The organism is Acidobacteriota bacterium, from assembly GCA_009838525.1.
Classification (GTDB): domain Bacteria; phylum Acidobacteriota; class Vicinamibacteria; order Vicinamibacterales; family UBA8438; genus VXRJ01.
The window spans coordinates 509,807-533,544 of record VXRJ01000018.1 but is presented as its reverse complement, the minus strand read 5'-3'; the positions used below and the strand labels follow the sequence as shown (position 1 = coordinate 533,544).

Below are 23,738 nucleotides of genomic sequence, written 5' to 3'. Positions count from 1 at the left end.
TCTCTTAAACTGGAGGTTTGATGAGGGTCTCGGCCGGGCTGCATAGGGTCGCCAGGCTCATCCTGCTCGCTGGCGCATTGGCCGGCACTTTCGGGCTCTTCACGTTTGCCGGACTACAACTGGCGATCCGGGCACGTGAGGTGCCGACCCCCGACCTGCGCGGCCTTGCCCCGCAGGAGGCAATACGTATCCTGTCCGACCAGGGACTGCAGGCCCGCTTCGATCCGCAGCGCAGGATTCACCCTGCCATCGAACCAGGACGCATCGCTGCCCAGGATCCGCGGCCCGGTGTCAACACGCGCCGACGCCGCAACGTGAAACTCTGGATCAGCTCCGGCCCGAACGCGGGTGAAGCGCCGTCGCTGATCGGCGAGTCGGAAACCGGTGCGCGCCAGCGCCTGATCGACAATGCCTTTATTCTCGACGCCGTTTCGGAGATCCGTTCGAGCCGGTACCCCACGAACTCCGTCGTGGCGCAGGATCCGCCTCCGGCGGGCAGCGGCGAACAGATCGCGCTGCTGGTCAATCGTGGGGAGCGCGGGCAGACGTACGTCATGCCGAACTTGATTGGTGTGGATGGCGAGGCTGCCGCCGCCATCCTGCGGGCGCGCGGATTCCGTGTGTCGGTGGTGGGTGATCATCCGTATCCGGGCATCGACCCCGGCGTCGTGATCGATCAGGCGCCCAGCGCCGGCTATCAGGTGACTCAGGCCGACGCAATCTCCCTGGAAGTGAGTCGGTGACAGCACCTGCCGTTCGTATTGCGCCATCCGTGCTGGCGTGCGACTTCGCCGCACTGGGTGAGGCCGCGCGTGCGGTAGAGGCCGGCGGCGCCGACCTTCTGCACGTCGACGTCATGGACGGGCGGTTCGTGCCGAACATCTCGATAGGGATTCCGATTGTCGAAGCACTCAAACGAGTGGCCGGCGTGCCGCTCGACGTCCACCTGATGGTGATCGAGCCGGAACGGCACATCGAGGCGTTCGCGATGGCGGGCGCGGCGATGATTTCGGTTCATCTCGAAGCAACTCCTCACCTGCACCGGACCCTCTCCGCGATCCGTGCACATGGCCTCGCCGCCGGCGCCGCAGTCAATCCGGGAACCCCGGTTGACGCGCTCAAGGCCGTAGCGAACCAGGTGGACTACGTAGTCGTGATGTCCGTCAACCCGGGCTATGCAGGACAACTGTTCATTCCCGAGAGCACGGCGAGGGTAGGCGAGGCGCGCGCCCTGCTCGATGCGGCCGGCAACCGTGCGCCGGTCGAGGTTGATGGCGGCGTCAGCCCTGCGAACGCCGCTGAACTGGTGGCGGCAGGCGCCGAGATTCTCGTGGCGGCGTCGGCCATCTATGGAGCTGAAAATCCGGCCTCCGCGACGCATGCCCTGCGCGAGGCGGCGTTGTCGGGACTCGCAGTTGCAGGCGAAGGATAGATGAGGGCGCTCGTAACGGGGGCGGCGGGGTTCATCGGCTCGCATCTATCCGAACATCTACTGGAGCGCGGGTACGAGGTGACGGGACTTGACGCGTTCACCGACTACTACGCACGCGAAGTAAAGGAAGCGAACCTGGCGTCACTGCGGAAACGGGCCGCCTTCAACTTCGTCGAGACCTCCATTCGCAACGCTGACTTGCCAGACCTGCTCGACGGCGTCACGCATGTATTTCATCTTGCGGCACAGGCCGGTGTCCGGGCGAGCTGGGGTCGCGACTTCGCGATCTATACCGAGTTGAACATCGACGCGACGCAGATCCTGCTCGAGGCATGCGCCAGCCGCCAACTCGAGCGGTTCGTCTACGCGTCGAGTTCGTCGGTCTACGGCGACCGCGTGGAGTTGCCGATGGTCGAAGATGCGCGACCGCAGCCGGTCTCACCCTACGGCGTGACGAAGCTGGCGGCCGAGCACCTCTGCCTCCTCTACCAGGCGACGAACGGTGTTCCGGCCGTGGCCCTCCGCTACTTCACCGTATACGGCCCACGCCAGCGCCCCGACATGGCCTTCAACCGGTTCCTCCGCGCCGTGGCGGCTGGCGAGCCAATCCATCTGTACGGCGACGGAGAGCAGACGCGCGACTTCACCTTCGTCGAGGATGCGGTCGCCGCGACTGTCGCCGCCGGTTTCCGCGGCCGCCCCGGCGGCGTTTACAACATCGGCGGGGGCTCCCGAGTCTCGATGAACGAGATTCTCGATGTAATTGCCGACGTGACGGGACGCAAACCCGAGATCCATTGCGAGGCGGCGCAGAAGGGCGACATGCGCGACACGTTCGCCGACACGTCACGCGCCCGGACGGACCTGGGGTTCGTTCCCACTGTTGCCCTGGAAGATGGGATACTGGCAGAGTACCAATGGTTGACGAATGTGCCGTCCAACGTAGCATGACGCTTGGCTTGCGGGCGCGAAGCCCGCGCCGACTCCGGCCCGTCGCAGTCGCCCTCGCGATGCTCACCCTGGCGGCTTTCTCCGCCTGCGGTGGAAATCCGGAACCGGAAGTTCCGTTTACCGCCGAGGGAGCCGACACGCTTCTCTTCGAACGTGGCCAGGAGGCGCTGGCCGCGGAGGAATGGGCGACTGCCCGCGAGTACTTCGTTCAGATTCGCGACAACTACCCGCAGAGCGAACTGCGCGCCAACGCGCGGATTGGCGTCGTGGAGACTTACGAAGGAGAGGGATCGGCAACCGGCTTCGTCGCTGCGCTCGCCGAACTGCGCGAGTTCCTCCGGCTCTATCCGCCCACGCACCCGCTGGGCCCCGAGGCCCAATACAAACTGGGGATGGTCTACTACAACCAGATGCGCCGCCCGGAGCGTGACCAGTCGGAGACCCGGTTCGCCGTCGAGGAGTTCGAGCGCTTCATGCAGACCTACTCCGAGTTTTCCACAGCCGAGCTGATCGACGAAGTGCGATCAAAGCTGCGTGAGGCGCGCGACCGGCTGAGCGACTCGAGTTTCCTCGTCGGCCGCTACTACTATCGAGCCAATTACTTTCCAGGGGCCATCTCCCGTTTCCGCGAGATCCTGGACGAAGACCCGGCCTACACCCGGCGCGATCAGGTGTACTTCCACCTTGGCGATTCGCTTGCCCAATTGAACCGGGGAGCGGAAGCACTGCCGTACTTCGAGCGGCTGGTTGAGGAGTTCCCCAATACGGAGTTCATCGAGGACGCCAACCGCCGGATCGCCGAACTCAAGGTTGCGATGGACCTGGATCGGTGATGACACCACCATACCGCCGGTAGTAGTCGATCGCCGACCAAATCGCGGCGGTCAGCACCAGCCAGAGCGCGATCGTCCCGAGCAGCCAGAAGATCCACACCTGGTTGCCCAGGATCAGGAGGAGGATCGCTACGACCTGTGACGCCATCTTTACCTTGCCGAGGCGCGAGGCAGGGATCGTCACGCCACGCGTATAGGCGATGCTTCGGAGCACCGTGATAGCCAGTTCGCGTCCGAGGATGACCGCGACCATCCAGGCGGGAGCCATCCCCATCTGCACGAGCGAGATGAGCGCGGCGGTAATCAGCAGCTTGTCCGCCAGCGGGTCCATCAACTGGCCGAGTTGGGTCACTTGCCGGCGCCGACGCGCCACGTAGCCGTCGAGCCAGTCGGTGAACGCCGCGAGACCGAAGATCGCCGCGCCAACAACTTCCTTCGGGAGGCCGAAGATCCGCTCCGCCTCGAACCGCGTGAGCAGCACGACGACCAGGAGTGGGATCAGAAAGATCCGGGCGAGGGTTAGCGTATTGGGCAGGTTCATCCGCGGCTGTCTCGACCCATCTGTATTCTAACCACGCTCGGGGGCGGGTCGGTTTTCCGAGGGGTCCGGTCGCCTCTGCCGGCAACCGCCCGTCTCAACGTGTGGGTATGATCCTGGGATTCGATGAAGGCGATTCTCCTTGCCGGCGGCTTCGGAACACGGTTGAGACCCCTGACCCTCTCCACGCCCAAGCCGATCGTGCCTCTGTTTGATCGACCCTTCCTTTATCACCAGATAGACCTTCTCCGGCGTGTCCCCGCCGTCGACGAAGTGATCCTGAGCCTCAACTACCGGCCGGACCGGATTGAGGCGACCGTACGGGGCGGCGGCGACGCAGGCCTGCCGGTCCGCTACCTCGTCGAGCCCGAACCCCGCGGCACGGGCGGCGCCGTGAAATTCGCCGAGTCGCATCTTGATGGCACGACGTTCGTCTTCAACGGTGACGTCCTCACCGATATCGATCTCAACGCCATGCTTCAGCGGCACCGGGCACTCGACGCGCACGCAACGATTTTCCTCAAGCCGGTTGAGGATCCAACACGTTATGGCCTGGTTGAGACCGACCCGGAGGGGCGGATCACCCGCTTCGTCGAGAAGCCCGATCCGTCGGAGGTAACCTGCCGGACGATAAACGCTGGCGTCTACCTTCTTGAACCCGACACCTTCGACCTGATCCCGGCGAACGAGAAACACTCGATCGAACGTGGCTATTTCCCCGCACTGATCGAACGCGGTGAGACGGTCGCCGCGTACATCGAGGAATGCTACTGGCGCGATATCGGGACGCCGGAGGCTTATCTGGCGGCGCACCGCGACATTCTGGATGGATTGTGCCATTCGGCCTGCCTGTGCGACCGTCCGGCTAGCACTGGCGAGCCGACGGTGGCCGACGGCGCGACCGTCGATCCGGGCGCGAACCTGAACGGCCCGTGTTACGTCGGGCCCGGCGCGACCATCCGTGCCGGGGCCGAAGTAGGCCCTTACGCCGTCATTGGCGAGGACGTGCTCGTCAAGCCCGAAGCGGAGCTGCGCGACTCAATCGTGTGGCCCGGCAGCACCATCGGCATCGGCGCCGTGCTTCGAGGCGCCATCGCCGGGCGTGACTGCATCATTGGCAACCATGCGACACTGGGTCCCGGTACCGTGTTGGGCGACAGCACGACCGTCACCTCCTATACTCATGCCTGAACGAACCTGTTGGGCGAGCTCGCGGGCTCCACGCGGCAAGCCCGGCCGTACGACTGATTCGACCTTGACCGGATGCCGGCAGCGATAGACGCGTCAATCTTCAAGGCGTACGACATACGCGGGATCCACCCGCGCCAGATCGACGTAGACCTCGCCCGTCAGATCGGCCGCGCCTTCGTGGACTACCTCGGCGCCCGTCGCATCGCTGTCGGCCGAGATATGCGAGTCGCGGCGCCCGAGATCGCCGGTGCGTTCATTGAGGGAGCCCTCGCGCAGGGTGCTAGCGTCACCGACTTCGGCCTGGTCGGGACCGACATGCTCTACTACGGCGTCGCACGCGATGACTTCGACGGCGGCGCCCAGATCACTGCTTCGCACAACCCGAAGGAATACATCGGGATGAAGCTCGTGCGCGCTCAGGCGCTTCCGCTCAGCGGCGACGCCGGGATCGGCGAGATCCGCGACATGGTCGTGCGCCGGACGATTCCCGCACCGGCTGGCGCCCCGGGAACCCGGACCCAGGCGTCACTGCTCGACGACTACGTGGATCACGTGCTGACGTTCATTGACCCCGCCGCCGTCAAGCCGTTCAATCTGGTACTCGACGCCGGAAGCGGCATGGCGGGACTGATGGCGCCACCTCTGTTCGCGCGGCTGCCCTGCAGGACGACACGGATTTGCTTCGACGTCGATGGCACCTTCCCGCACCATGAAGCCAACCCTCTCATCGAGGAGAACCGGCGTGACCTCGTGGAGCAGGTGCTGGCGGAAGGCCCGGATGCCGGCATTGCCTGGGACGGTGACGCCGATCGCTGCTTCTTCGTCGACGGCGACGGCGAATTCGTGCCGGGTGATTTCATCACGGCGCTTCTGGCCGAGGCGTTTCTCCGGAAGACCCGGGGGGCGAAGGTCGTCTACGACGTCCGGGCCAGCCTGGCAGTGCCCGACACGGTCGCCCGGTTCGGCGGCACTGCGCTGATCAACCGCGTGGGCCATGCTTTCTTCAAGAAACGCATGCGCGAAGAGGGCGCTTTGTTCGGCGGCGAAGTAACCGGCCACTACTACTTTCGCGACAACTTCTTCGCCGACAACGGACTCATCCCGGCCCTGTTGCTGCTCGAACTGATGTCGGTGCGCAACGAGAGCCTGAGTGAACTGCTCGCGCCCCTCAGGGCGAAGTACTTCCTTTCTGGCGAGATAAACACCGAGATGCCCGACATGGCGGCGGTCGACACGACGATCAGCCGCTTGGCCGAACGGTACCAGGATGGCCGCATATCGCGGCTGGACGGCGTTTCGGTGGACTACGACACGTGGCGCTTCAACGTGCGGCCGTCGAATACCGAGCCGCTGCTGCGGCTCAACCTTGAAGCTACCACCGAAACCGAGATGGTGAGCCGGCGCGACGAGATTATCGCCTGGCTCCGCGGCCAGTAGGGGCCTGTGCGCCCGTCAGGGCAGGCCTGGGCGCCTGCCTCGCCGCTCGAATGTAGCGGCGGTCTTACCACGGACTGCTAGAATGGCCCCTCACGGCTGGAGTTGGCTTCGTGTGAGGAGCGGGAGTAACTCAGTGGTAGAGTGTCAGCTTCCCAAGCTGAAGGTCGCGGGTTCGACCCCCGTCTCCCGCTCCAATTCCTCATCTGCGGCAGACCGCACGCGCGTCAAGGGACACCGGCGTGCTTCGCCGGCGTGCCACGCGTGAGCAGGCTCGCGGGCGGCCAGCGCCTGCCTCCCTGGACAAGCTACGAGGACGCCCGCGCGTGCGTTCGGAAGGCGGTCCAACCGATTGCGGAAGGGCTCGATCTGGCGCGCCGCGTTAAACCCTATGAGAATCGCCGGTTCCGGCCGCCGCAAGGCGAAGACCGCTTTCTGATCTGCCTGGATGATTTCTCCGCGATTCCTTTCCTGAACGACATCGTCGGGGTCGAGGAATACCAGCACCGGGCACGCATCCGGTGCGTCTCGCCCGCCTGCTATGTCACGGTGACGCCGGTTGACCCCGACTATGACGCCTACTGGTCCACACGCCTTGGGCTGACCAACGACCCCCGTGTCCCGGTGGAACCACCTGCCGGCCAGCAGCTGGCCATTGCGCGCGGCTGTCTTGAGGCATCCACCCTCGATCAGCTCGTCTCCTTGATTGGCGCACGCGAGCACGTGGTGGTCCATCCGTACATGTCGATCGAACCGTGTTGGGAACTGGCTCGTGCGCTCCACCGGACATCCCCATCCATCAATGCGGTGCAGGTGTTGGGGCCCGCGCCCCCCGTCACCTGGATCGCCAACGACAAGGGGACCTTCAACGAGGTGGTGAAAGCGGTGCTCGGCCCCGACTGGATCCCCGAGACCCGACCCGCGAACGACGCCACGGGTCTGGCCCGGCATCTCGGGGCGCTGTCAACCACCTGGTCTGCTGTCGGATTGAAGCGGACGCGCTGCGCGTCGGCGATGGGCAACCAGGTGTTCGACAGCTCGACGCTTCGCGGCCGACCATCTGAGGAGATCGAACGGCTGGTTGCGGAGTTCCTGGTGCGAACCGAATGGGTGCCTGGAGAAACGGTGCTGGCGGTCGCGTGGGAAAGCGCCACCGTGTCGCCGTCGACGCAGTTCTGGATCGGCAACCGGGCGAGCGGCGTGACGTGCGAAGGAGTCTATGAACAGATCCTCGCAGGCGACCGGAAGGTGTTCGTCGGCAGCCGGACGTCCACGCTGCCGGATGATGTAGACCGCACGCTCAGGCAGGCTGGGCGCTGGATAGCATTGGCCCTGCAGGAAATGGGCTACGTCGGTCGCTGTTCGTTCGATCACCTCGTCACGGGCGATCCGGAAGGTGACTATCAGGTTCGGTTCACCGAATGCAACGGTCGATGGGGCGGCACCAGTCTGCCTATGGCTCTCGTGGAACGCGTCGCACCGCACTACCGGCGCGCGCCGGGGCGTTTCGATCCGTACCGGGCGCAGGATGTGACCTTCCCCGGGTTGGCGGGAGCATGTTTCAGGGACGTGCTGGAACTGATGGAGGATGAGTTGTACGACCCGTCAACCCGGAGGGGCCGCTTCATCCTCTACAACGTGGGACCGCTGGCCCGGTTCGGCAAGTTCGACGTGATTGCCATGGGCGCCACGCCGGAGCAGGCTGATGCGGCGGTTATGGAAGATCTGCCACGTCTGCTGAAAGTGTGACGCACGATAGGCCAGCGGCGCGACGCACGACCGTTTCGTAGTACCTGGCGGCCACCGCCAGGACCCGTTCGTCGACATCGAACTTAGGTGAGTGGAGGGGTATGTACTCCCCCGTCTCCGACCGCGCGCCAAAGCGGACGTAGCAACCGGGCGTGTCTGTCAGGAACCAGGAGAAATCCTCCGCACCCATGCTGGGGTGATCCGCGACCACTACCGCGTCCTCCCCCAGCACCTCTCCTACCGCATCCACTGCAAGCGCCGTTTCCGCCGGAGTGTTCACGACCGACGGACAGCTCTCGTCGATCCGCACGTCAATCCGCGCGCGGTGCAGTTCACCCAATGCCGACGCGGTCCGCTCGAGTCCCTCGATGATCTCCCTGCGCACGTCTGGCCGGGTGGTGCGAATGATCCCGTCCAGGGCCGCGTAGCCCGCGATGATGTTGGCCGCCGTTCCTGCCCGCACCTGGCCGATCGTGACCACCGATGGCCAGACCGGGTTGACGTATCGCGACACCAGCGACTGGATTGACGTGATTAGCAATCCGGTCACCAACACCGCATCCACCGCCTCGTGCGGCCGTGCGCCATGGCCACTCTCACCGCGCACCTCGATGCAGAAGCGGTCGGAATGCGCGGTGATGGTCCCCTCCGAAACCATGATGCGACCGACCGGATACTCCGTCGTGACGTGACCGGCGAAGATCGCATCTACGCCGTCGAGGGCGCCCGCCTCCACCATGATGCGAGCACCGTTTCCCCGTTCCTCGGCCGGCTGGAAGACGAATACCACCTCGCCGGGCGGCGGATCGGCGGCGAGTCGCGCCGCGCTACCGAGCACCATCGCCATGTGGACATCATGTCCGCAAGCGTGCATCCGGCCGGGAATGGCGGAGGTGAATGGGCGTCCGGTCTCCTCCTCGCACGGGAGGGCGTCCATTTCCGCGCGGAGTGCGATGCGCCGGCCGGGGCCGCTGCCCACGAGGCGACCAACCACGCCGCCGCCAGCTCCCCCATAGTCGTAGGGGATGCCGAGACGATCCAGTTCCAGCATGATGGTGCGCGCGGTTTCTATCTCGTCGAACGCCAATTCCGGCCGCCGGTGAAACTGCCTCCGCAACGACACCATGCGATCGACGCCTGTATGGTCCATCACCTGCGCCGTCGCAACGGGTTTGTCCTGCGTCTCCCTGTTGACTTCCATGTCCCTGATTCAATTGTACCGGACGGTCACCGGGTCACGGCGATTCACGATGCGGTGCCGGTTCGGCGGCGCGCCGCGCATTCAGAAGGCGCTGAACCGTAGGCCGGTCGGCTGAACCGCTGTTGGCGTGAACCAGTCGGACGATGCCGGCCGGGTCGATGAGGACGTCGCCTCCCGCCTGGTGCGGATCGGCCTCCGGCTGCTGCGGAAGTTTGCCCTTCAGGATTTCGCCAAGATAGAGGGCGATCGCGGACGGTTGGGCCAACTGGCGCCACGACAACCGTCCCATGCCGTACGCTTCGTAGAGTCCCTTGTCGCGGTCCGAAAGCACTGGCCAGGGCGTTCCCGTTTCTGCCGCGTACGCACGGGCCGCCGCTTCCCCTTCGAACGTCACGATGCAGACACGGATCCTCAACTCGCGCAACAGGTGTTCCTTCTGCTGCAACTGCAGCAGGTGCCGGCGGCAGGCGAGTCAACGAAGGTGGCGATGCATGACGAGCAACAGCCATTCACCCCGGTAGTCTTGGAGGCTGTGTTGCCGCCCGTCACTGCCGGGTAGGTTGAAGGGCGCCGCCGACATCCCGGTTTGGCCGATGATCATCGCAGGCGATCATAGCCCCGCAAACGACGATCTCCGCTTGACAGGCGGCGAACCGCCACCGCATTCTTTGCTCGGGGGACAAACACATAATGATTGATTCCAGTTCGGCGAACCTGCTCCAGCGGGTCCTGCTGGGCGTGCTGCACGTGATGATGTTCTTCGTCGTCGCGCTATTCCCGTCATACCAGATGGCGACGTTCCAGGCGGACAGCACGGTCCACTACACGTTTCTGTGCCTGCTGGCAGTGATTCTCGGCCTGTACTGGCTGGCGTCCACAGAATCCCGTCTCCCCGTGGCAGGGCTCACTCTGGTGGGCGCCCTGCTCGGCTTCCTGTTTCGGCCATCCGCGCCGGAGGTCGGCCAGCTCCCCTTCTCGACCGTAATCGTGCGCGGCGCCACCGGACCCTTCGATGAGCCGAATCCCGTACTCGTGGCGGTCGCCCAATCGTCCTTCAACATGCTGCTGACGGGAGCGATCCTGGGTCTTGCGGTCGGCGTCGGCCTCAGCATACTGGCCGCGCGGCGCCGACAGGCTTGAGTTCTTGCCCCGTTACGGGTTCGGCATTATCCTCAAGCCGTCGCGGAAGTCACTCGCGCGCGATTAGGGAGCGATACGGAATGGTCAATCGATCTCGAGGGATGGTTCTTTCGGCACTCGTGTTGGGATTCGCAGCACTGGCGCCGCTGCCGGTTGCCGCGCAGGACAACGCGGCTGCGGAAATGCGTACGCCCGATGGCCAGCCAGACATCTCCGGCATCTTCACGTTCCGGACCCTGACGCCGTTCCAGCGGCCGTCGCAGTTCGAGGACGTGGAAACCCTGGATCCGGAGACCGCGGCGCAGTTCGAAGCGTCGGAGCGGATCCGGCTGAATCGGGACCTGTTCGACCCCGAACGGGGCGCCCCCTCGGCTGGCTACCAGCCCCGTGCCGAAGGTGGAGTCCTGTCGTACAACGAGTTCTGGTACGAGCGCGGTATTGAACTCACGTCCGACAAGCGGACGTCGCTGATTGTCGACCCTCCCGACGGCCGGCTCCCGCGACGGACCCCGGAAGGGGCGCAGGCTGCACAGGAACGGCGGGTCTGGCTCGAGGAGCATCGCTATGACTCGCACGAGAGTCGCAGCCTGTTCGACCGCTGCATCATGGGATTCAACTCCGGTCCGCCGATGCGGTCAGGCGCGTACAACAACAACGTGCAGATCCTGCAGGCGCCCGGCTACGTCGTCATCGTGAACGAGATGGTTCACAACGCCCGCATTATTCCGATCGACAGCGAAGCGCCGAAACATGATCTGAAGCAGTACGCCGGGGACTCCCGCGCCCACTGGGAAGGCGGCACCCTGGTGGTGGAAACCACCAACTTCAAGGGTGGCCAGAGCGGCGGCACCGGGCCGAACATGCATCTGATCGAGCGGTTCACCCGGATCGACGCGGACACACTCGCCTACGAGTACACGATCACGGACGAAACCGTGTACACGGCGCCGTACACGGTGTTGATGCCTCTCCGGCGGTTGGATGGCGTGCTCTACGAATACGCCTGTCACGAAGGAAACTACGGTCTGACCGGTATCCTGGCGGGTGCACGCCAACTGGAAGCCGACGGTCGCCCGCTCCGCCGCTGACGCCTCTATTTCCGGCGGCGCGGTCACTTCCAGCGCTAGCGCGTCCTTGCGGGCGCGCCGGCGCCAGGCTCCTAGCGGTTCGGCTCGGTGTCGTCGGGAGCACTCGCGCCGTCGCCAGTGGCGAGGGGTTCGAGGTTCAGCCAGATCTGGCCGGCGCCGAAGGACTCCTTGTAGGTCTCGTAGAGCTGTTGGGCGTCGGCAGGAAAAGCCTCCGCGAGAATCTGGGGAACCGAGTAATCCCCACCCGAGACCGCCGGATCGAGCAACCACAGGTAGACCGCCTGGTTGTTGGGGCCCGTTTCCTGAGCCTTGTAGACAGCCCAGCCTTCGCCCTGCGCCCGGCGTTCCTCGTCTTCAGCCTCGACGAGCGCCTGCTGCAGCTGCAGCATGATTGACTCGAAATCAGCCGTGCCGGCCGGCCGGATGTAGTTGATGACCAGGCCGACAGGCGCCTCGAAGGTCTGCGGGTCCTGCGCCTCGCCGTCGAACGGAATGGCGAGACCAATGACGAAGCCAACGCCGACGGCCACCGAGAGTGCGCCACCGAGTCTCAGCCCACGCCAGCCGCCAGCACCGGGTCCATTCTCGACACACGACATGCGTCACCTCCCGATCAGGTGTGGGTACACGGCAGCAGGCCCGACGCAGCCGCCGGGGCGGACGAACTGGCGGTGCCGCGACAGGTGCGGCGCCTAGTTGCCGAAGTCGATAACCAGTTCGAGATTGACCGGAAGCTGCTTGACCTGGCCGGGCGTAAACGAGCCGTTGTAGGTGTTGAAGAGCGCCTCGATGTCGGCCGGGAACACCTCGTTCATGATGGTGGCGGCAGCGTAATTCGCGCCATTCATCACGGGATCGATATGCCACACATAGGGGACCGCCCCTTGCCCGGTGAAGTCGGCGTTCGCCTTGAACACTCGCCAGCCACGGGCCTGCGCCTGTCGATCCGTTTCGGTGTTCTCGCTCTGCTGTAGCGCGTCCTTCAACTTCTGCATCACGCCTTCGTAGTCGCCCTGCGCACCCGGATCCACGAAATGAAACATCAGAGCCGCATTCGGGCCGGTGAAGGTAACCGACGGCTGGGCCGCTGCCTCGTTCGTCGTGAGCAGCGCACCAAACGCCACGCCCACGGCCAGGGTCGCCGCGAACGCGCCGCCCAGCAGAATCCGCCGCATCGACTGTTTGCGATACCACCGCATGTCCTGTCCTCCTTGGAACCTTGTCCCGAAGTCCTCTTCCGGAATCCCCTGCTCTCCGGCAGAGCCGCCTACTTTACCGTACCGGGGCAACTAGACAAAAGCCCCCAGCACTTCGTTCGAAACCAGCATGCCGTGTCGACTCAGACGCCACCGGCCCTCGTTCTCGCTGAGCAAGCCGGCGTCGATGTAGGGCCGCACTCTACATCCGAACCGAGCCTCGACGTCGACGCCGTAGCGACAACCCAGACTGATCAGGTCGATTCCCTCCGTGAGCCGCAGGCCGGTAAACAGAGCATCACCCAGGCGCTCGTCCCGAGAGAGCATTCTGTGCTCCTCGATGACCGTCTCGCCCCGTTCGACGGCGTCGGCGTATCGGGCGATCGCGGAGACGTTCCGCCACCGTGCGCCGTCACGCGTAGAATGCGCACCGCAGCCGAAGCCGAGCCACGCGCCATCCTGCCAGTACTTCAAGTTGTGGCGTGCACGGTGGCCAGGGCGCGCGACGTTGGATATCTCGTACTGCTCGTAGCCCGCCGCATCCGTCCGGGCGAGCGCTTCGAGGTACATAGTCGCCGCTTCCTCATCCGGCGCCAGTGACCAGTTCGCCCGCGCCATCTCCTCGCGCAGCGGCGCGTTCGGGTAGAGCTCGAGCAGGTAGAGCGACAGATGATCCGGCGTCAGCCCTATCGCCGTGTCGATCGAAGCCGCCACATCTTCCGGTCGCTGCGCAGGCAGCCAAAGCATGAGGTCGAGGCTCAGGTTCTCGCACCCCGCGCGTCGAATCGCGGCGACCGCCTCACGTGCGCCGTCGGCATCGTGCATTCGGCTGAGGCGGGCAAGTTCACGGTCATCGAACGACTGGACGCCGAGACTGATGCGGTTGACACCAGTGGCGAGCAGGTCAGCAACGTACGTCTCCGACGCCGACTCCGGATTCATTTCAAGCGTGACCTCGGCGTCGGTCGCGACGTCGAACGCCTCGCCGCAGGCCGAGACCAGCGCCGCCACCTCATCCGCGCCCAGTAGCGAGGGTGTGCCGCCACCGAAGAAGATGGAGTCGACCGGGGATTGATCTCCGGCGCAGCCGATCTCGCGCCGCAGCACGTCGACGTAGTGCCGCTTCAGGTCCTTGTCGAGCAGACCGCGGTTGAAATTGCAGTAGTTGCAGATCGACGTGCAGAAAGGAATGTGGAGATAGAGGCCGAGCGCACCTGCCCCGACCTCTTCGGGTCGGGTGCGATCAGGCATGCCGGCCCACTTCACCCGTTCCCGGCGCGGCCTCCGCCCCAACCGAGGTCGAGCTGCTCGTTCTCTCCCGCCGCACGCTTCCTGCGGCGACCACCATGCCCGGTGGATCGCGCCTTGACCACGTTGCCGGCGCGGGCCGGCAATCGATGCCGGGGCCGATGCTTCCAGCCTTGCGCCAGGTCGTCCGAGGTCGGGCGGTGTTCGAATCCGCGGTAGTCGGGGCCGTCGAACTCAAGAAACTCGCACATTTCGCGCAGCCGCGAGTGCATGCGAAAGCCGACGCGCACACGGAGCGAATCGAGGTTGTCAGTCTCCGGCACGTCCTCGTAGTTGGTCGTGAACACCGTCGGGCGCCGCTCGTTGTAGCGGCTGTTCACGATCAGGTTCATCGTCTCCTCCACCCATTCTGTTGGCCGCTCCGCCCCCAGATCATCCAGCACGAGCAGGTCCGCTTCCATCACGCCGGTCAGTATCGCGGACTGCGACGCTCGGGTAACCGGGTCGAACGCCGCCCGGATTTCCGCCAGCAACGAACGGGTGTCATAGTAGACGCTGCGGCATCCCTTCTCCACCACGACGCGCAAGGCCGAAACCGCAAGGTGGGTCTTGCCGATCCCCGGCGGGCCGATGAACAGCAGTCCCTTCTCTACTACCGGGAACGCCTGGGCAAATGCCCGGGCCCGGGCGACGGCGTTCAAGAGCCTGTCGTTCGGGTAGCTCGTGAACGTATCGAAGCCGCATTTCGCGTAGCGCGTTGGAATACGCGCTCGTGACAGAAGGTCTCGGGTCAGCGCATCGTGCCAACACCCGCATCGTTCGGCACGGCGCACGCCATCGATCTCGCGGGTGCGCCACCGGGTGCCGTTGCAATCCGGGCAGGGAGCTGGCATTCGGGACAAGCATAATGGACAATCGGCAGCCCCCCTTCCCGTTAGCGTCTTGGGGGCTCTTCGTCAGGACTGGCGGGCCGGACGCGGCTGCCGGGATCGACCTTGACGAGGGCGGTGTCGAGACGCTGCTCCCAATCGCCGACGCCGCGGGCAAGTTCCTGCTTCACGTAGTTGACGAACTCGTTCACCTCTCGCTGCATCCGGTCCATCTTGTCGCGCATGTTGAGGATGATCTCGACGCCAGCCAGGTTGACGCCCAGCTCTCGCGTGAGGGAAAGGATCGTCTCGAGACGTTCAAGGTCTTCCTCGCCATACAGGCGCGTGTTCCCGTCGGTCCGCGACGGCGTCAGCAGGCCCTCGCGCTCATACATTCGAAGCGTCTGCGGATGGATGTCGTAGCGTCGCGCTACGGCGCTGATCATGTACGTCCCCTCGCGCGTCGGCTTTTCCGTCATTCTTGGTGCCTCGCAGCAATCCCGCGGGGCGTTCGCTTCCCGCGCCCTATCTCGTCTTCCGGTACATGCCCTGCCGGACGTCGTTCTTGTGCAGCTCGCCGAACTCACGCAACAGTGTTCTCGATCGCTCGTCGGAAACGGCGGGCAGAACGACACTCACCGTGACCACCAGATCGCCACGACGGCCTTGGCCCTGCGGGTCGGACACACCGTGGTTGCGAATCCGGAACTGCTGCCCCGACGTTGTCCCGGCCGGCACCTCGAGCATCGCCGTGCCATCGAGCACCGGCACCTCGATCGCGGCGCCGAGCACCGCCTCGTGAATTGCAATCGGCAGATCGAGCCGGAGGTCGGTCCCGTCGCGACGAAAGTGCGGATGTGCCTGCACACGAGACACGAGGTAGAGATCTCCCGACGCACCACCTCGCAATCCGGCGTTTCCCTTCGCGCGAAGCCGAAGGCGGGTCCCGTCGTCGACTCCCGGCGGCACTTGCACGGTGATCTCCTCGTCGACTTCCGAGACTCCTCTGCCGTCGCACGAACCGCAGGCGCGGTGCCGCAAACGCCCGGCGCCGCCACAGTCTCCGCAGCGCGTCGAGAAAATCATGTGGCCGCGGTGCCATTGAAGCGTTCCGTCCCCTCGACAGGTCGGGCAGCGCGCCTCCGCGCCTCGCCGACGGCCGGTGCCGCCGCACCCGCCGCACGTGTCGAGGCGCCTGACCGTCAGTCGTCGCTCGACACCCCGGATCGCCTCCTCGAACGTCAGCGTGATCTCCGCGAAGAGGTCGCTCCCCCGTCCCCCCGCGCCATCCCGGGCCTCCGGTTCAATCCCGGAGTGCGGCAGCACTTCCGCGAACAGGTCGGTGAACGTGGCGGACAGCCTTCCGCCGCGACCACCTGGAGAAAAGTCGAATCCCCGGAACTGCACCGTGGCGGGCGCAGCGGCATCCGAGTGTGCCATGGCGTCCGCGCCGCGCAAATCGTACGCTTCCCGGCGGTCCGGGTCGCGCAGTGTCTCGTACGCTTCCGTAAGCACCCGGTAGAACGCCGCCGCTTCCCGATCACCCGGATTAATGTCGGGATGGTAACGCCGGGCAAGCCGCTTGTACGCCCGGCGCAACTCGGCAACCGTTGCCGACCGCTTCACCCCAAGTACGAGGTAGAAGTCCACCTGTGCCATGGTCCGTCTCCGGCTCGCGATCCGGCGCGCTCCGTGGAGCTACGTCTTTTGGTCGTCCACCACCTCGGCGTCGATCACATCGTCGTCACCGCCGCTCGCGCCAGGAGGCGTGCCGGGGCCGTCCTCCTTCCCGTTCGTCGCACCGGCGTCCTTCTGCTCCTGCGCCGATTGCGCGTAGAGCTTCTGTGAGACTCCCTGCATCACGGCCATGAGCGAGTCGAGGGCGGGCTTGATCGCAGACACGTCGTCCCTCTCTGATGCCGACTTGAGTGCCGCAACCGCTTCCTCCACCGGCTTCCTCTCATCGGCGCCAAGCTTGTCGCCCGCGTCGGCGAGCAACTTCTCTGCCTGGTAGACCGCCTGGTCCGCCTGGTTCTTCATTTCCACCGCTTCGCGGCGCGTCTTGTCCTCGGTGGCGTGCGATTCCGCTTCACGGACCTTGGCCTCGACTTCGTCCTTCGAGAGGCCACTCTCAGCAGTAATCGTGATGTGCTGCTCCTTGCCGGTGCCCAGATCCTTCGCATTGACGTTGACGATTCCGTTCGCGTCGATATCGAACGTCACCTCGACTTGCGGCATGCCCCGCGGTGCCGGTGGAATGCCGTCGAGATGGAACTTGCCGAGCGTCCGGTTGTCGATCGCCATCGACCGTTCGCCCTGAAGAACATGCACCTCGACACTCGGCTGGTTGTCGGCCGCGGTCGAAAAAACCTCGCTCTTCTTGGTCGGGATCGTGGTGTTCCGTTCGATCAGTTTCGTCATGACGCCACCCAGCGTCTCGATTCCGAGCGAAAGCGGCGTCACGTCAAGCAACAACAGGTCCTTGACCTCGCCAGCGAGCACGCCCGCCTGGATCGCCGCTCCGATTGCCACAACTTCGTCCGGATTGACTCCGCGGTGCGGCTCCTTGCCGAAGAGTTCCTTGACCATTTGCTGCACCCTCGGCACGCGCGTCGAACCACCGACCAGCACCACTTCGTCGATCTGTGACGGTTCGAGGCTGGCATCGGCCAGGGCGCGCTTGACGGGTTCAACCGTCCGGCGCAACAGTTCATCGACGAGCTGCTCAAATTTCGCGCGCGTCAGCTTCTTCTGCAGGTGCTTCGGCCCCGATTGATCTGCGGTGATGAACGGCAGGTTGATCTCCGTCTCCATCACGGTGGAGAGCTCCATCTTCGCCTTTTCGGAGGCCTCCTTCAGCCGCTGCAACGCCATACGGTCCTTGCTCAGGTCGATGCCTTCGTCGCTCCTGAATTCGTCGACAATCCAGTCGATAAGCCGCTGATCCAGGTTGTCACCGCCCAGGTGCGTGTCGCCGTTCGTCGACTTGACCTCGACGATTCCCTCACCCACCTCCAGAATGGAGATGTCGAACGTGCCGCCGCCAAAATCGTAGACGGCGATGGTCTCGTCCGCCTTCTTGTCCAGCCCGTAGGCAAGCGCCGCCGCCGTCGGCTCGTTGACGATGCGAAGCACCTCCAGGCCCGCGATCTGGCCAGCATCTTTCGTCGCCTGGCGCTGCGCGTCGTTGAAGTACGCCGGCACCGTGATGACCGCCCGGTTCACCTTTTGACCGAGATGTTCCTCGGCCGACTGCCTGAGCTTCTGGAGCACCATCGCGGACAACTCGGGAGGCGACAGCTCCTTACCTCCGGCCTTGATGCGCGCGTCGCCGTTCTGGGCGCGAACCACCTCGTAAGGGACCATGGTCATTTCCTCGGTCACCTCGCCGAAGCGGCGTCCCATGAAACGCTTGATCGAAAAGACGGTGTTTTCCGGATTCGTCACCGCCTGCCGTTTCGCCACCTGACCGACCAGCCGCTCGCCCGACTTCGCGAAGGCAACGACCGACGGTGTCACGCGCTGCCCCTCCGCGTTGGTGATGACAGTCGGCTCACCTCCCTCGATGACCGCGACAACCGAGTTCGTCGTACCAAGATCGATGCCGATTATCTTGCTCATGTTCGTGCTCACTGCGTCTCCCCGTGTTCACCCACGGCCGGTCACAATCCGACCCAGTTCTATGTTGTTATCAATAATAAAAGTTGAGCATGGTAATGTCAACATTGGCACAATCGGGCGAATTCGGTCACTGCATGGGCCTAACAGTTAGTGCGCCGCATATGAGCCTGCTACAATCAGGCGTGCCCCACCCGAGGCGGCGTGCCGGCCGCGTCGTGATTCTCGCGACGTTTGCCGCCGTGGCCCTCTTCGGGCTAGCGACCGGCGTCCTCCTCGCCTACTCGCCCGATCTGCCGGAAATAGCGGCCCTCGACGACTACGCACCCGGCACGATCACGCGGGTTCACGCGCGCAACGGGGAGCTCATCGGGGAGTTCGCAACACAGCGCCGCGTAATCCTCGGTTACGACGACATACCCGAGGTGCTCCGGAACGCCATCGTTGCCGCGGAGGATGGTGAGTTTTTCAACCATATCGGCCTGAACATCCCGCGGATTCTGATCACGCTCTTCAACAACATCCTGGAAGGCGACCTCCGCGCGGCAGGCGCCAGCACGCTGACGCAACAGGTCGCGAGAAACATTACCGTCGGCGGCGACCGGCTCGGGCTCGAAAAGACCTGGCAGCGGAAGCTGCGCGAGGCCTACTACACGTTCCACCTCGAGAAGCGCTATACGAAGCCCGAGATCCTCGCCCTCTACGCCAACCAGATGTTTCTCGGCACGGCGACACATGCGGCCGACGGCGTCGAGGCGGCATCACAGCTCTACTTCGGCAAGTCCGTTCGCGATCTCCAACTCGGAGAGGCCGCCATGATCGCCGGCCTGTTCCAGACACCCGCGCGGCAGAGCCCGCTGGTGAACATGGAAGCAGCAACCCGGCGGCGCAATTACGCACTCCGGCGAATGGCCGAGGAGGACTACATCACGACGGCCGAGGCTGAAGCGGAGATGGCCAAGCCCATCGTCATTGCGCCTCGCAGAGAGCGAGCAAACACCATCGCGCCGTACTTCCTCGAGGAAGTCCGCCAGCATCTGGAAGCTAACTACGGCGCGACCGACCTCTACGAAGCGGGTCTTGTCGTCCGTACCACGATGGATCTCGATCTGCAGCGCGCCGCCAATCAGGCCGTCTCCGAGGGGCTGCGCGCCCTCGACAAGCGGCACGGGTATCGCGGCCCGCGCCGGAATATCCTGGAGGGCGAGGACGCCGTCGACTCCATCGACGCGTTCAGGCATACGCGCTGGCTCTACCCGATGGCCGCGGGCGACATGGTTCCGGCCGTGGTGACCGGGACCACCGCCGACGCGATCGAAGTTCGCGCGGGGCCGTACGCGCTGGCGATCGACGCCGACGGGTTCGCCTGGACGCGGCGCGACACCCCCGCCGACGTGGCGGCGCCAGGGGATCTCCTGGATGTCGTCCTCACCGAGTTGCCGGCCGGGACGAACGGTGTCGGCGCGGCAACTCTGGATCAGGAACCGGTGGTCGAAGGGTCGCTTCTGGCCATCGACAACCGGACCGGACACATACTCGCCATGGTGGGCGGCTATGACTTCCAGCGCAGCAGGTTCAACCGGGCGACGCAGGCGGCGCGCCAGGTCGGATCGCTCTTCAAGGGGATTCTCTACGCCGCCGCGATCGACCAGGGGTGGACCGCGTCGAGCATCGTGATGGACGAACCCGTCAGCTTCGAGGCCGGGCCGAATCAGCCGCTCTACAGGCCGAGCAACTACGACAACGAGTACGAGGGACCGATCACGATACGCCGCGCCCTCGAGGATTCCCGCAACATACCCGCCGTCTGGCTGATGAACGAGGTGGGGCCCGACACCGTCGTCGATTTCGCCCGCCGTGTGGGCTTCAGCTCTCCCATCCCGCCGTTCCTTTCGGTGGCTCTCGGGTCCGCCGAGGCGACGCTGCTCGAGGTGACGAGCGCCTATTCCGTCTTCCCCAACGCCGGACGCCGGATGTTGCCGTTCCTGGTGGAACGGGTGTTGGACCGCGAGGGGAATCTTCTCGAAGAAAGGCGGCCGCAATCGCGTGACGCACTGCGCGAGGACACCGCGTTCATCATCGCCAACCTGATGCAGGGGGTGGTGCGGCGCGGCACCGGCCGGCGCGTTGCGTTCGCGTTCGATTGGCCCTTTGGCGGAAAGACCGGGACGGTCGACGAGTACACGGACGCCTGGTTCGTAGGCTTCGACCCTGACATCACCCTTGGGGTTTGGGTCGGCTACGACGAGAAGCGGACGTTGGGCGATCGCGAGCAGGCTTCCGCCGTCGCGCTACCGATCTGGATCGACTTCATGGAGGCCTACGTCGCAAGCCAGGAAGCTCGACCTTCTTTCGTTCCGCCCGAGAACATCGTCTTCCATTCGGTGATGCCGGACACGGGCACAATCGCCCCTCCCTGGCAGCGCGGCGCCATCCAGGAAGCGTTCATCGCCGGCACCGAGCCGGGCGCTGCCATTCGACGCTAGCTGCCAAGAGCTTGGCGCCGGCGCGCCTGCTAGCCCGGCTGGGCTTTCTGCATCAGGTACGCCTTGATGAACGGATCGAGATCTCCGTCGAGGACCTTGTCGACATTCCCTTCTTCCAGCTTTGTCCGATGATCCTTGACCATCCGATAGGGCTGTAGCACATAGCTGCGGATCTGGCTACCGAACGCGATCTCCTTCTTCTCTCCACCCAGTTGCTCCAACCGATCCTGCTGTTGTTGCCTCCGGAGGTCGTACAACCGCGAGCGCAGCACCGACATCGCCGCATCCCGGTTCCGATGCTGTGATCGTTCGTTCTGGCAGGACACGACGATCCCGGTTGGCAGGTGCGTGATGCGCACCGCGGAATCGGTGACATTGACGTGCTGGCCACCGGCGCCGCTGGACCGGTAGGTGTCGATGCGGAGGTCCCCCTCGTCGATTTCTACGTCAACATCTTCCGGCAGCTCCGGCCAGACCAGGACGGAGGCAAAGGACGTGTGCCGCCGGGCCGCCTGGTCGAACGGTGAGATCCGGACCAGCCGATGGACTCCGGCCTCGGCCAGGAGCAATCCGTAGACATAGTCGCCCTTGACGGTAACCGTCGCGCTCTTCAGTCCCGCCTCCTCCCCCGGTGACGCCTCTATGACATCCCGTGTGAAACCGCGCCTCTCGGCCCAGCGGAGATACATCCGCAGCAGCATCTCGGTCCAATCCTGCGAGTCGACGCCACCGGCGCCTGGCTGGAACGACACGATGGCGTTGCGGTGGTCGTGTTCGCCGCCGAGCATCTTCCGGATCTCGCCCGCCTCTACCTCGGCGGCAAATCCGTCCAGGGCCCCGGCGAGATCGGATGCGACATCTTCGCCCTGTTCCGCCCATTCCATCAGGACGGCCAGATCGTCGACACGCGTGTTCAACAACGTGGCCAGATCGGCATCTTCCTGAAGCCGTCGCCGGCGTTGCAGCACTTGTTGGGCGGCGGACTGGTCATTCCAGAAATCGGCGGCACCCGCCCTCCGCTCCAGCCTGGCGATTTCATCTGCGACCCCATCCGGGTCAAAGATAGCTCCGCAGGTCTGCCGCCCGCTTGACGAGGTTCTGGTATCGGCGAGTCTGTTCTTCCAACGTGATGGCCACGACGGGGTCTCCTTTGGATGGGATAGTAATCGCGAGGACGGGGCGCACGCTACTCTTTCGCCACGGCTGACGAGTGGTTCGGTTCGTCCCGCTGGTTGGTGCCTGTCCGCTAACGCTCGCGCCGGCGCCAGACCAGAGCCGCGATCGAAGTGAACGCTAACACGTACGCCGGCAGATCGCCGATGCGTCCATAGACCGTCAGGCCGTCGAGCAGCCTGACCTCGCCGGCCAGCACGGCGGGCTGGAACAAGGCTGATCGGACCAACACGCGACCATAGGGATCGACAATGCCGCTGATGCCGGTGTTCGCGGCACGAACTACAAATCGACCCTCTTCGATCGCCCGCATTGCCGCCTGCTGAAAATGCTGGTGCGGCGCGGCTGAGCGCCCGTACCAGGCATCGTTCGTGACAGTCGTGAGCAGTTGGCTCCCGGCGAGCACTAACTCGCGTACCAGCGCCGGATAGATCATCTCGTAGCAGATCGCCGCGCCAATCGGCCGTCCCTCCACCGGCAGCGTAGTTGCGTCCTGGCCCGGGGTAAAGGCGCCGACCGTCTCGACGAGAGGTGAGACGAAGAAAAGCAGGTCCCTGAACGGTACGTACTCGCCGAACGGCACTAGGTGTTGTTTACGGTAGATGGCCGCCGTTCCGCCGCCGGCATCCAGCAGGTACGCCGCGTTGTAGTAGTTCGTTTCGTCGTCTTGGTTCCGTGAAACCTCGGTAGTCCCGATCAGAAGGTGTGCGCCGCCGCTGCGCGCCGCCGCGCGAATGTCCTCGGCGCGTGGATCTCGGTCGAAAGGATACGGGGTTGCCGCTTCCGGCCAAACGACAAGAGTGGCGCCACGTTCCACTGCCTCACGCGTCTGATCGAGATACGTGTTGATGATTGCGTCGGCGCTCTGCGGATCCCATTTCTCGTCCTGCGCGATGTTGCCTTGAAGCGCTGCAACGCGGAGCGGCACGCCAGCCGTCAGCAGTGCACCGTCGGCGAGACGCCAGGCACCGAAACCGGCGGCGGCTACCCAGACCAGTGCGACGGCCGCGAGGGGAGCGATCCGCGCTCGCGTGCCAGCGACCAACAGGTACGCCACCGCCGCGTTGAGCAACAGCACGAGCGCCGACACTCCCAGGACGCCCGCGATGCTCGCGGTCTGGGCAAGCATGACCATGTCCATCTGGCTGTAACCGACCAGCGCCCAAGGGAAACCGGTGAAGAGGTACATGCGGCCCAATTCGGTCGTTACCCAGACGGCCGGCGCCAGGAAGAGCGCCAGCGGACCATGGCGTGCGACGAGATTCGCCAACCCGGCGGCAAACAGCGCCGGAAACATCGCAAGAACCAGAACCAGAAGCGCATGTACGCCCCACGCCACGGGCGTCGGTAGGCCACCGAAGTGGACCACTACGGCGGGAATCCAGTAGACCGTGCCGGCAAAATGGACGATGCCGGTCAGCAGACCGAGTCGCAGCGCCCGCCTCGGCGAGGCGCCCGCAACCGCCACGAGCAACGGCGCCAGCGCCACCCATGCCACCGTACCGTGGCCGAGATGCGGGAAACTGAAGACGAGCAGCAGGCCGGAGAACGCAGCCAGCAGCGCAGGTCCGAACGTTACACCAACCAGCAC

At 64.8% G+C, this 23,738-nt stretch carries 22 protein-coding genes and 1 tRNA gene; 11 read left to right on the top strand and 12 right to left on the bottom strand.

Annotation, left to right across the window (positions count from 1 at the left end; translation table 11 throughout):
- Positions 1–20 precede the first annotated feature (20 nt).
- Genes F4Y45_08255 through bamD form a run of 4 tightly spaced genes read left to right on the top strand, consistent with a single transcriptional unit; the run spans position 21 to position 3,216 of the window.
- Positions 21–743: a PASTA domain-containing protein gene (locus F4Y45_08255; GenBank protein MXY24499.1), complete on the top strand. Its 723-nt coding sequence runs from the start codon at positions 21–23 to the stop codon at positions 741–743.
- Complete coding sequence (gene rpe / locus F4Y45_08250; protein ID MXY24498.1) at positions 740–1,432, top strand: ribulose-phosphate 3-epimerase; 693 nt, start codon at positions 740–742, stop codon at positions 1,430–1,432. The genes F4Y45_08255 and rpe overlap by 4 nt, the downstream gene beginning before the upstream one ends.
- Positions 1,433–2,383 (top strand): NAD-dependent epimerase/dehydratase family protein, encoded by a 951-nt coding sequence (locus F4Y45_08245; GenBank protein ID MXY24497.1) that lies wholly within the window; start codon positions 1,433–1,435, stop codon positions 2,381–2,383. It begins immediately after the preceding gene.
- On the top strand, positions 2,350–3,216 hold the full coding sequence (gene bamD, locus F4Y45_08240; protein MXY24496.1) for an outer membrane protein assembly factor BamD: 867 nt from the start codon (positions 2,350–2,352) through the stop codon (positions 3,214–3,216). Before F4Y45_08245 ends, bamD begins: the two co-directional genes overlap by 34 nt.
- Here bamD and pgsA read toward each other — a convergent pair.
- A complete protein-coding gene (gene pgsA / locus F4Y45_08235; protein MXY24495.1) occupies positions 3,188–3,757 on the bottom strand; it encodes a CDP-diacylglycerol--glycerol-3-phosphate 3-phosphatidyltransferase in 570 nt (189 codons plus the stop codon). The two genes, bamD and pgsA, sit on opposite strands and share 29 nt — an antisense overlap.
- 123 nt (positions 3,758–3,880) lie before the next feature.
- Here pgsA and F4Y45_08230 point away from each other — a divergent pair, with 123 nt between their 5' ends.
- The 4 genes from F4Y45_08230 (at position 3,881) to F4Y45_08215 (ending at position 8,128) form a co-directional block, all read left to right on the top strand.
- Positions 3,881–4,945, top strand: a complete 1,065-nt coding sequence (locus tag F4Y45_08230) for an NDP-sugar synthase (protein ID MXY24494.1) — start codon at positions 3,881–3,883, stop codon at positions 4,943–4,945.
- A gap of 72 nt (positions 4,946–5,017) precedes the next feature.
- On the top strand, positions 5,018–6,382 hold the full coding sequence (locus tag F4Y45_08225; GenBank protein ID MXY24493.1) for a phosphomannomutase/phosphoglucomutase: 1,365 nt from the start codon (positions 5,018–5,020) through the stop codon (positions 6,380–6,382).
- Positions 6,383–6,501: 119 nt separating this feature from the next.
- Positions 6,502–6,576: transfer RNA gene (locus F4Y45_08220), tRNA-Gly, on the top strand.
- A 67-nt stretch (positions 6,577–6,643) separates the two neighbouring features.
- Positions 6,644–8,128, top strand: a complete 1,485-nt coding sequence (locus F4Y45_08215; GenBank protein MXY24492.1) for a hypothetical protein — start codon at positions 6,644–6,646, stop codon at positions 8,126–8,128.
- Here the strand turns inward: F4Y45_08215 and F4Y45_08210 are convergent.
- Together F4Y45_08210 and F4Y45_08205 are read right to left on the bottom strand one after the other, a co-directional pair.
- Positions 8,094–9,278, bottom strand: a complete 1,185-nt coding sequence (locus F4Y45_08210) for an amidohydrolase (protein MXY24491.1) — start codon at positions 9,276–9,278, stop codon at positions 8,094–8,096. The genes F4Y45_08215 and F4Y45_08210 overlap by 35 nt on opposite strands.
- Positions 9,279–9,363: 85 nt before the next feature.
- Positions 9,364–9,783, bottom strand: a complete 420-nt coding sequence (locus tag F4Y45_08205; GenBank protein ID MXY24490.1) for a redoxin domain-containing protein — start codon at positions 9,781–9,783, stop codon at positions 9,364–9,366.
- Between the two features lie 440 nt (positions 9,784–10,223).
- Between F4Y45_08205 and F4Y45_08200 the strand changes: the two genes are divergently transcribed.
- A complete protein-coding gene (locus F4Y45_08200) occupies positions 10,224–10,469 on the top strand; it encodes a hypothetical protein (protein MXY24489.1) in 246 nt (81 codons plus the stop codon).
- Positions 10,470–10,570: 101 nt separating this feature from the next.
- Positions 10,571–11,557 carry a hypothetical protein gene (locus F4Y45_08195; GenBank protein MXY24488.1) on the top strand — a complete coding sequence of 329 codons (987 nt, stop codon included), beginning with the start codon at positions 10,571–10,573 and terminating at the stop codon, positions 11,555–11,557.
- Between the two features lie 71 nt (positions 11,558–11,628).
- Here F4Y45_08195 and F4Y45_08190 read toward each other — a convergent pair whose 3' ends face one another.
- From F4Y45_08190 to dnaK, 7 genes are all read right to left on the bottom strand, one after another.
- On the bottom strand, positions 11,629–12,087 hold the full coding sequence (locus F4Y45_08190; GenBank protein MXY24487.1) for a hypothetical protein: 459 nt from the start codon (positions 12,085–12,087) through the stop codon (positions 11,629–11,631).
- A 162-nt stretch (positions 12,088–12,249) separates the two neighbouring features.
- Positions 12,250–12,732: a hypothetical protein gene (locus tag F4Y45_08185; protein ID MXY24486.1), complete on the bottom strand. Its 483-nt coding sequence runs from the start codon at positions 12,730–12,732 to the stop codon at positions 12,250–12,252.
- 114 nt (positions 12,733–12,846) lie between these two features.
- A complete protein-coding gene (hemW, locus tag F4Y45_08180; protein ID MXY24485.1) occupies positions 12,847–14,004 on the bottom strand; it encodes a radical SAM family heme chaperone HemW in 1,158 nt (385 codons plus the stop codon).
- 11 nt (positions 14,005–14,015) lie between these two features.
- Positions 14,016–14,894 carry an AAA domain-containing protein gene (locus F4Y45_08175; protein MXY24484.1) on the bottom strand — a complete coding sequence of 293 codons (879 nt, stop codon included), beginning with the start codon at positions 14,892–14,894 and terminating at the stop codon, positions 14,016–14,018.
- Positions 14,895–14,935: 41 nt separating this feature from the next.
- On the bottom strand, positions 14,936–15,349 hold the full coding sequence (locus F4Y45_08170) for a helix-turn-helix transcriptional regulator (protein ID MXY24483.1): 414 nt from the start codon (positions 15,347–15,349) through the stop codon (positions 14,936–14,938).
- 46 nt (positions 15,350–15,395) lie between these two features.
- Positions 15,396–16,529, bottom strand: a complete 1,134-nt coding sequence (locus F4Y45_08165) for a J domain-containing protein (GenBank protein MXY24482.1) — start codon at positions 16,527–16,529, stop codon at positions 15,396–15,398.
- 39 nt (positions 16,530–16,568) lie between these two features.
- Positions 16,569–18,491 (bottom strand): molecular chaperone DnaK, encoded by a 1,923-nt coding sequence (dnaK, locus tag F4Y45_08160; protein ID MXY24481.1) that lies wholly within the window; start codon positions 18,489–18,491, stop codon positions 16,569–16,571.
- 89 nt (positions 18,492–18,580) lie between these two features.
- On the opposite strand from dnaK, the gene F4Y45_08155 reads away from it, so the two are divergent.
- Positions 18,581–20,974 carry a PBP1A family penicillin-binding protein gene (locus tag F4Y45_08155; protein ID MXY24480.1) on the top strand — a complete coding sequence of 798 codons (2,394 nt, stop codon included), beginning with the start codon at positions 18,581–18,583 and terminating at the stop codon, positions 20,972–20,974.
- Between the two features lie 29 nt (positions 20,975–21,003).
- On the opposite strand, the gene F4Y45_08150 is transcribed toward F4Y45_08155, so the two are convergent.
- A complete protein-coding gene (locus F4Y45_08150; protein ID MXY24479.1) occupies positions 21,004–22,008 on the bottom strand; it encodes a peptide chain release factor 2 in 1,005 nt (334 codons plus the stop codon).
- 212 nt (positions 22,009–22,220) lie between these two features.
- Positions 22,221–23,738 (bottom strand): apolipoprotein N-acyltransferase, encoded by a 1,518-nt coding sequence (lnt, locus tag F4Y45_08145; GenBank protein ID MXY24478.1) that lies wholly within the window; start codon positions 23,736–23,738, stop codon positions 22,221–22,223.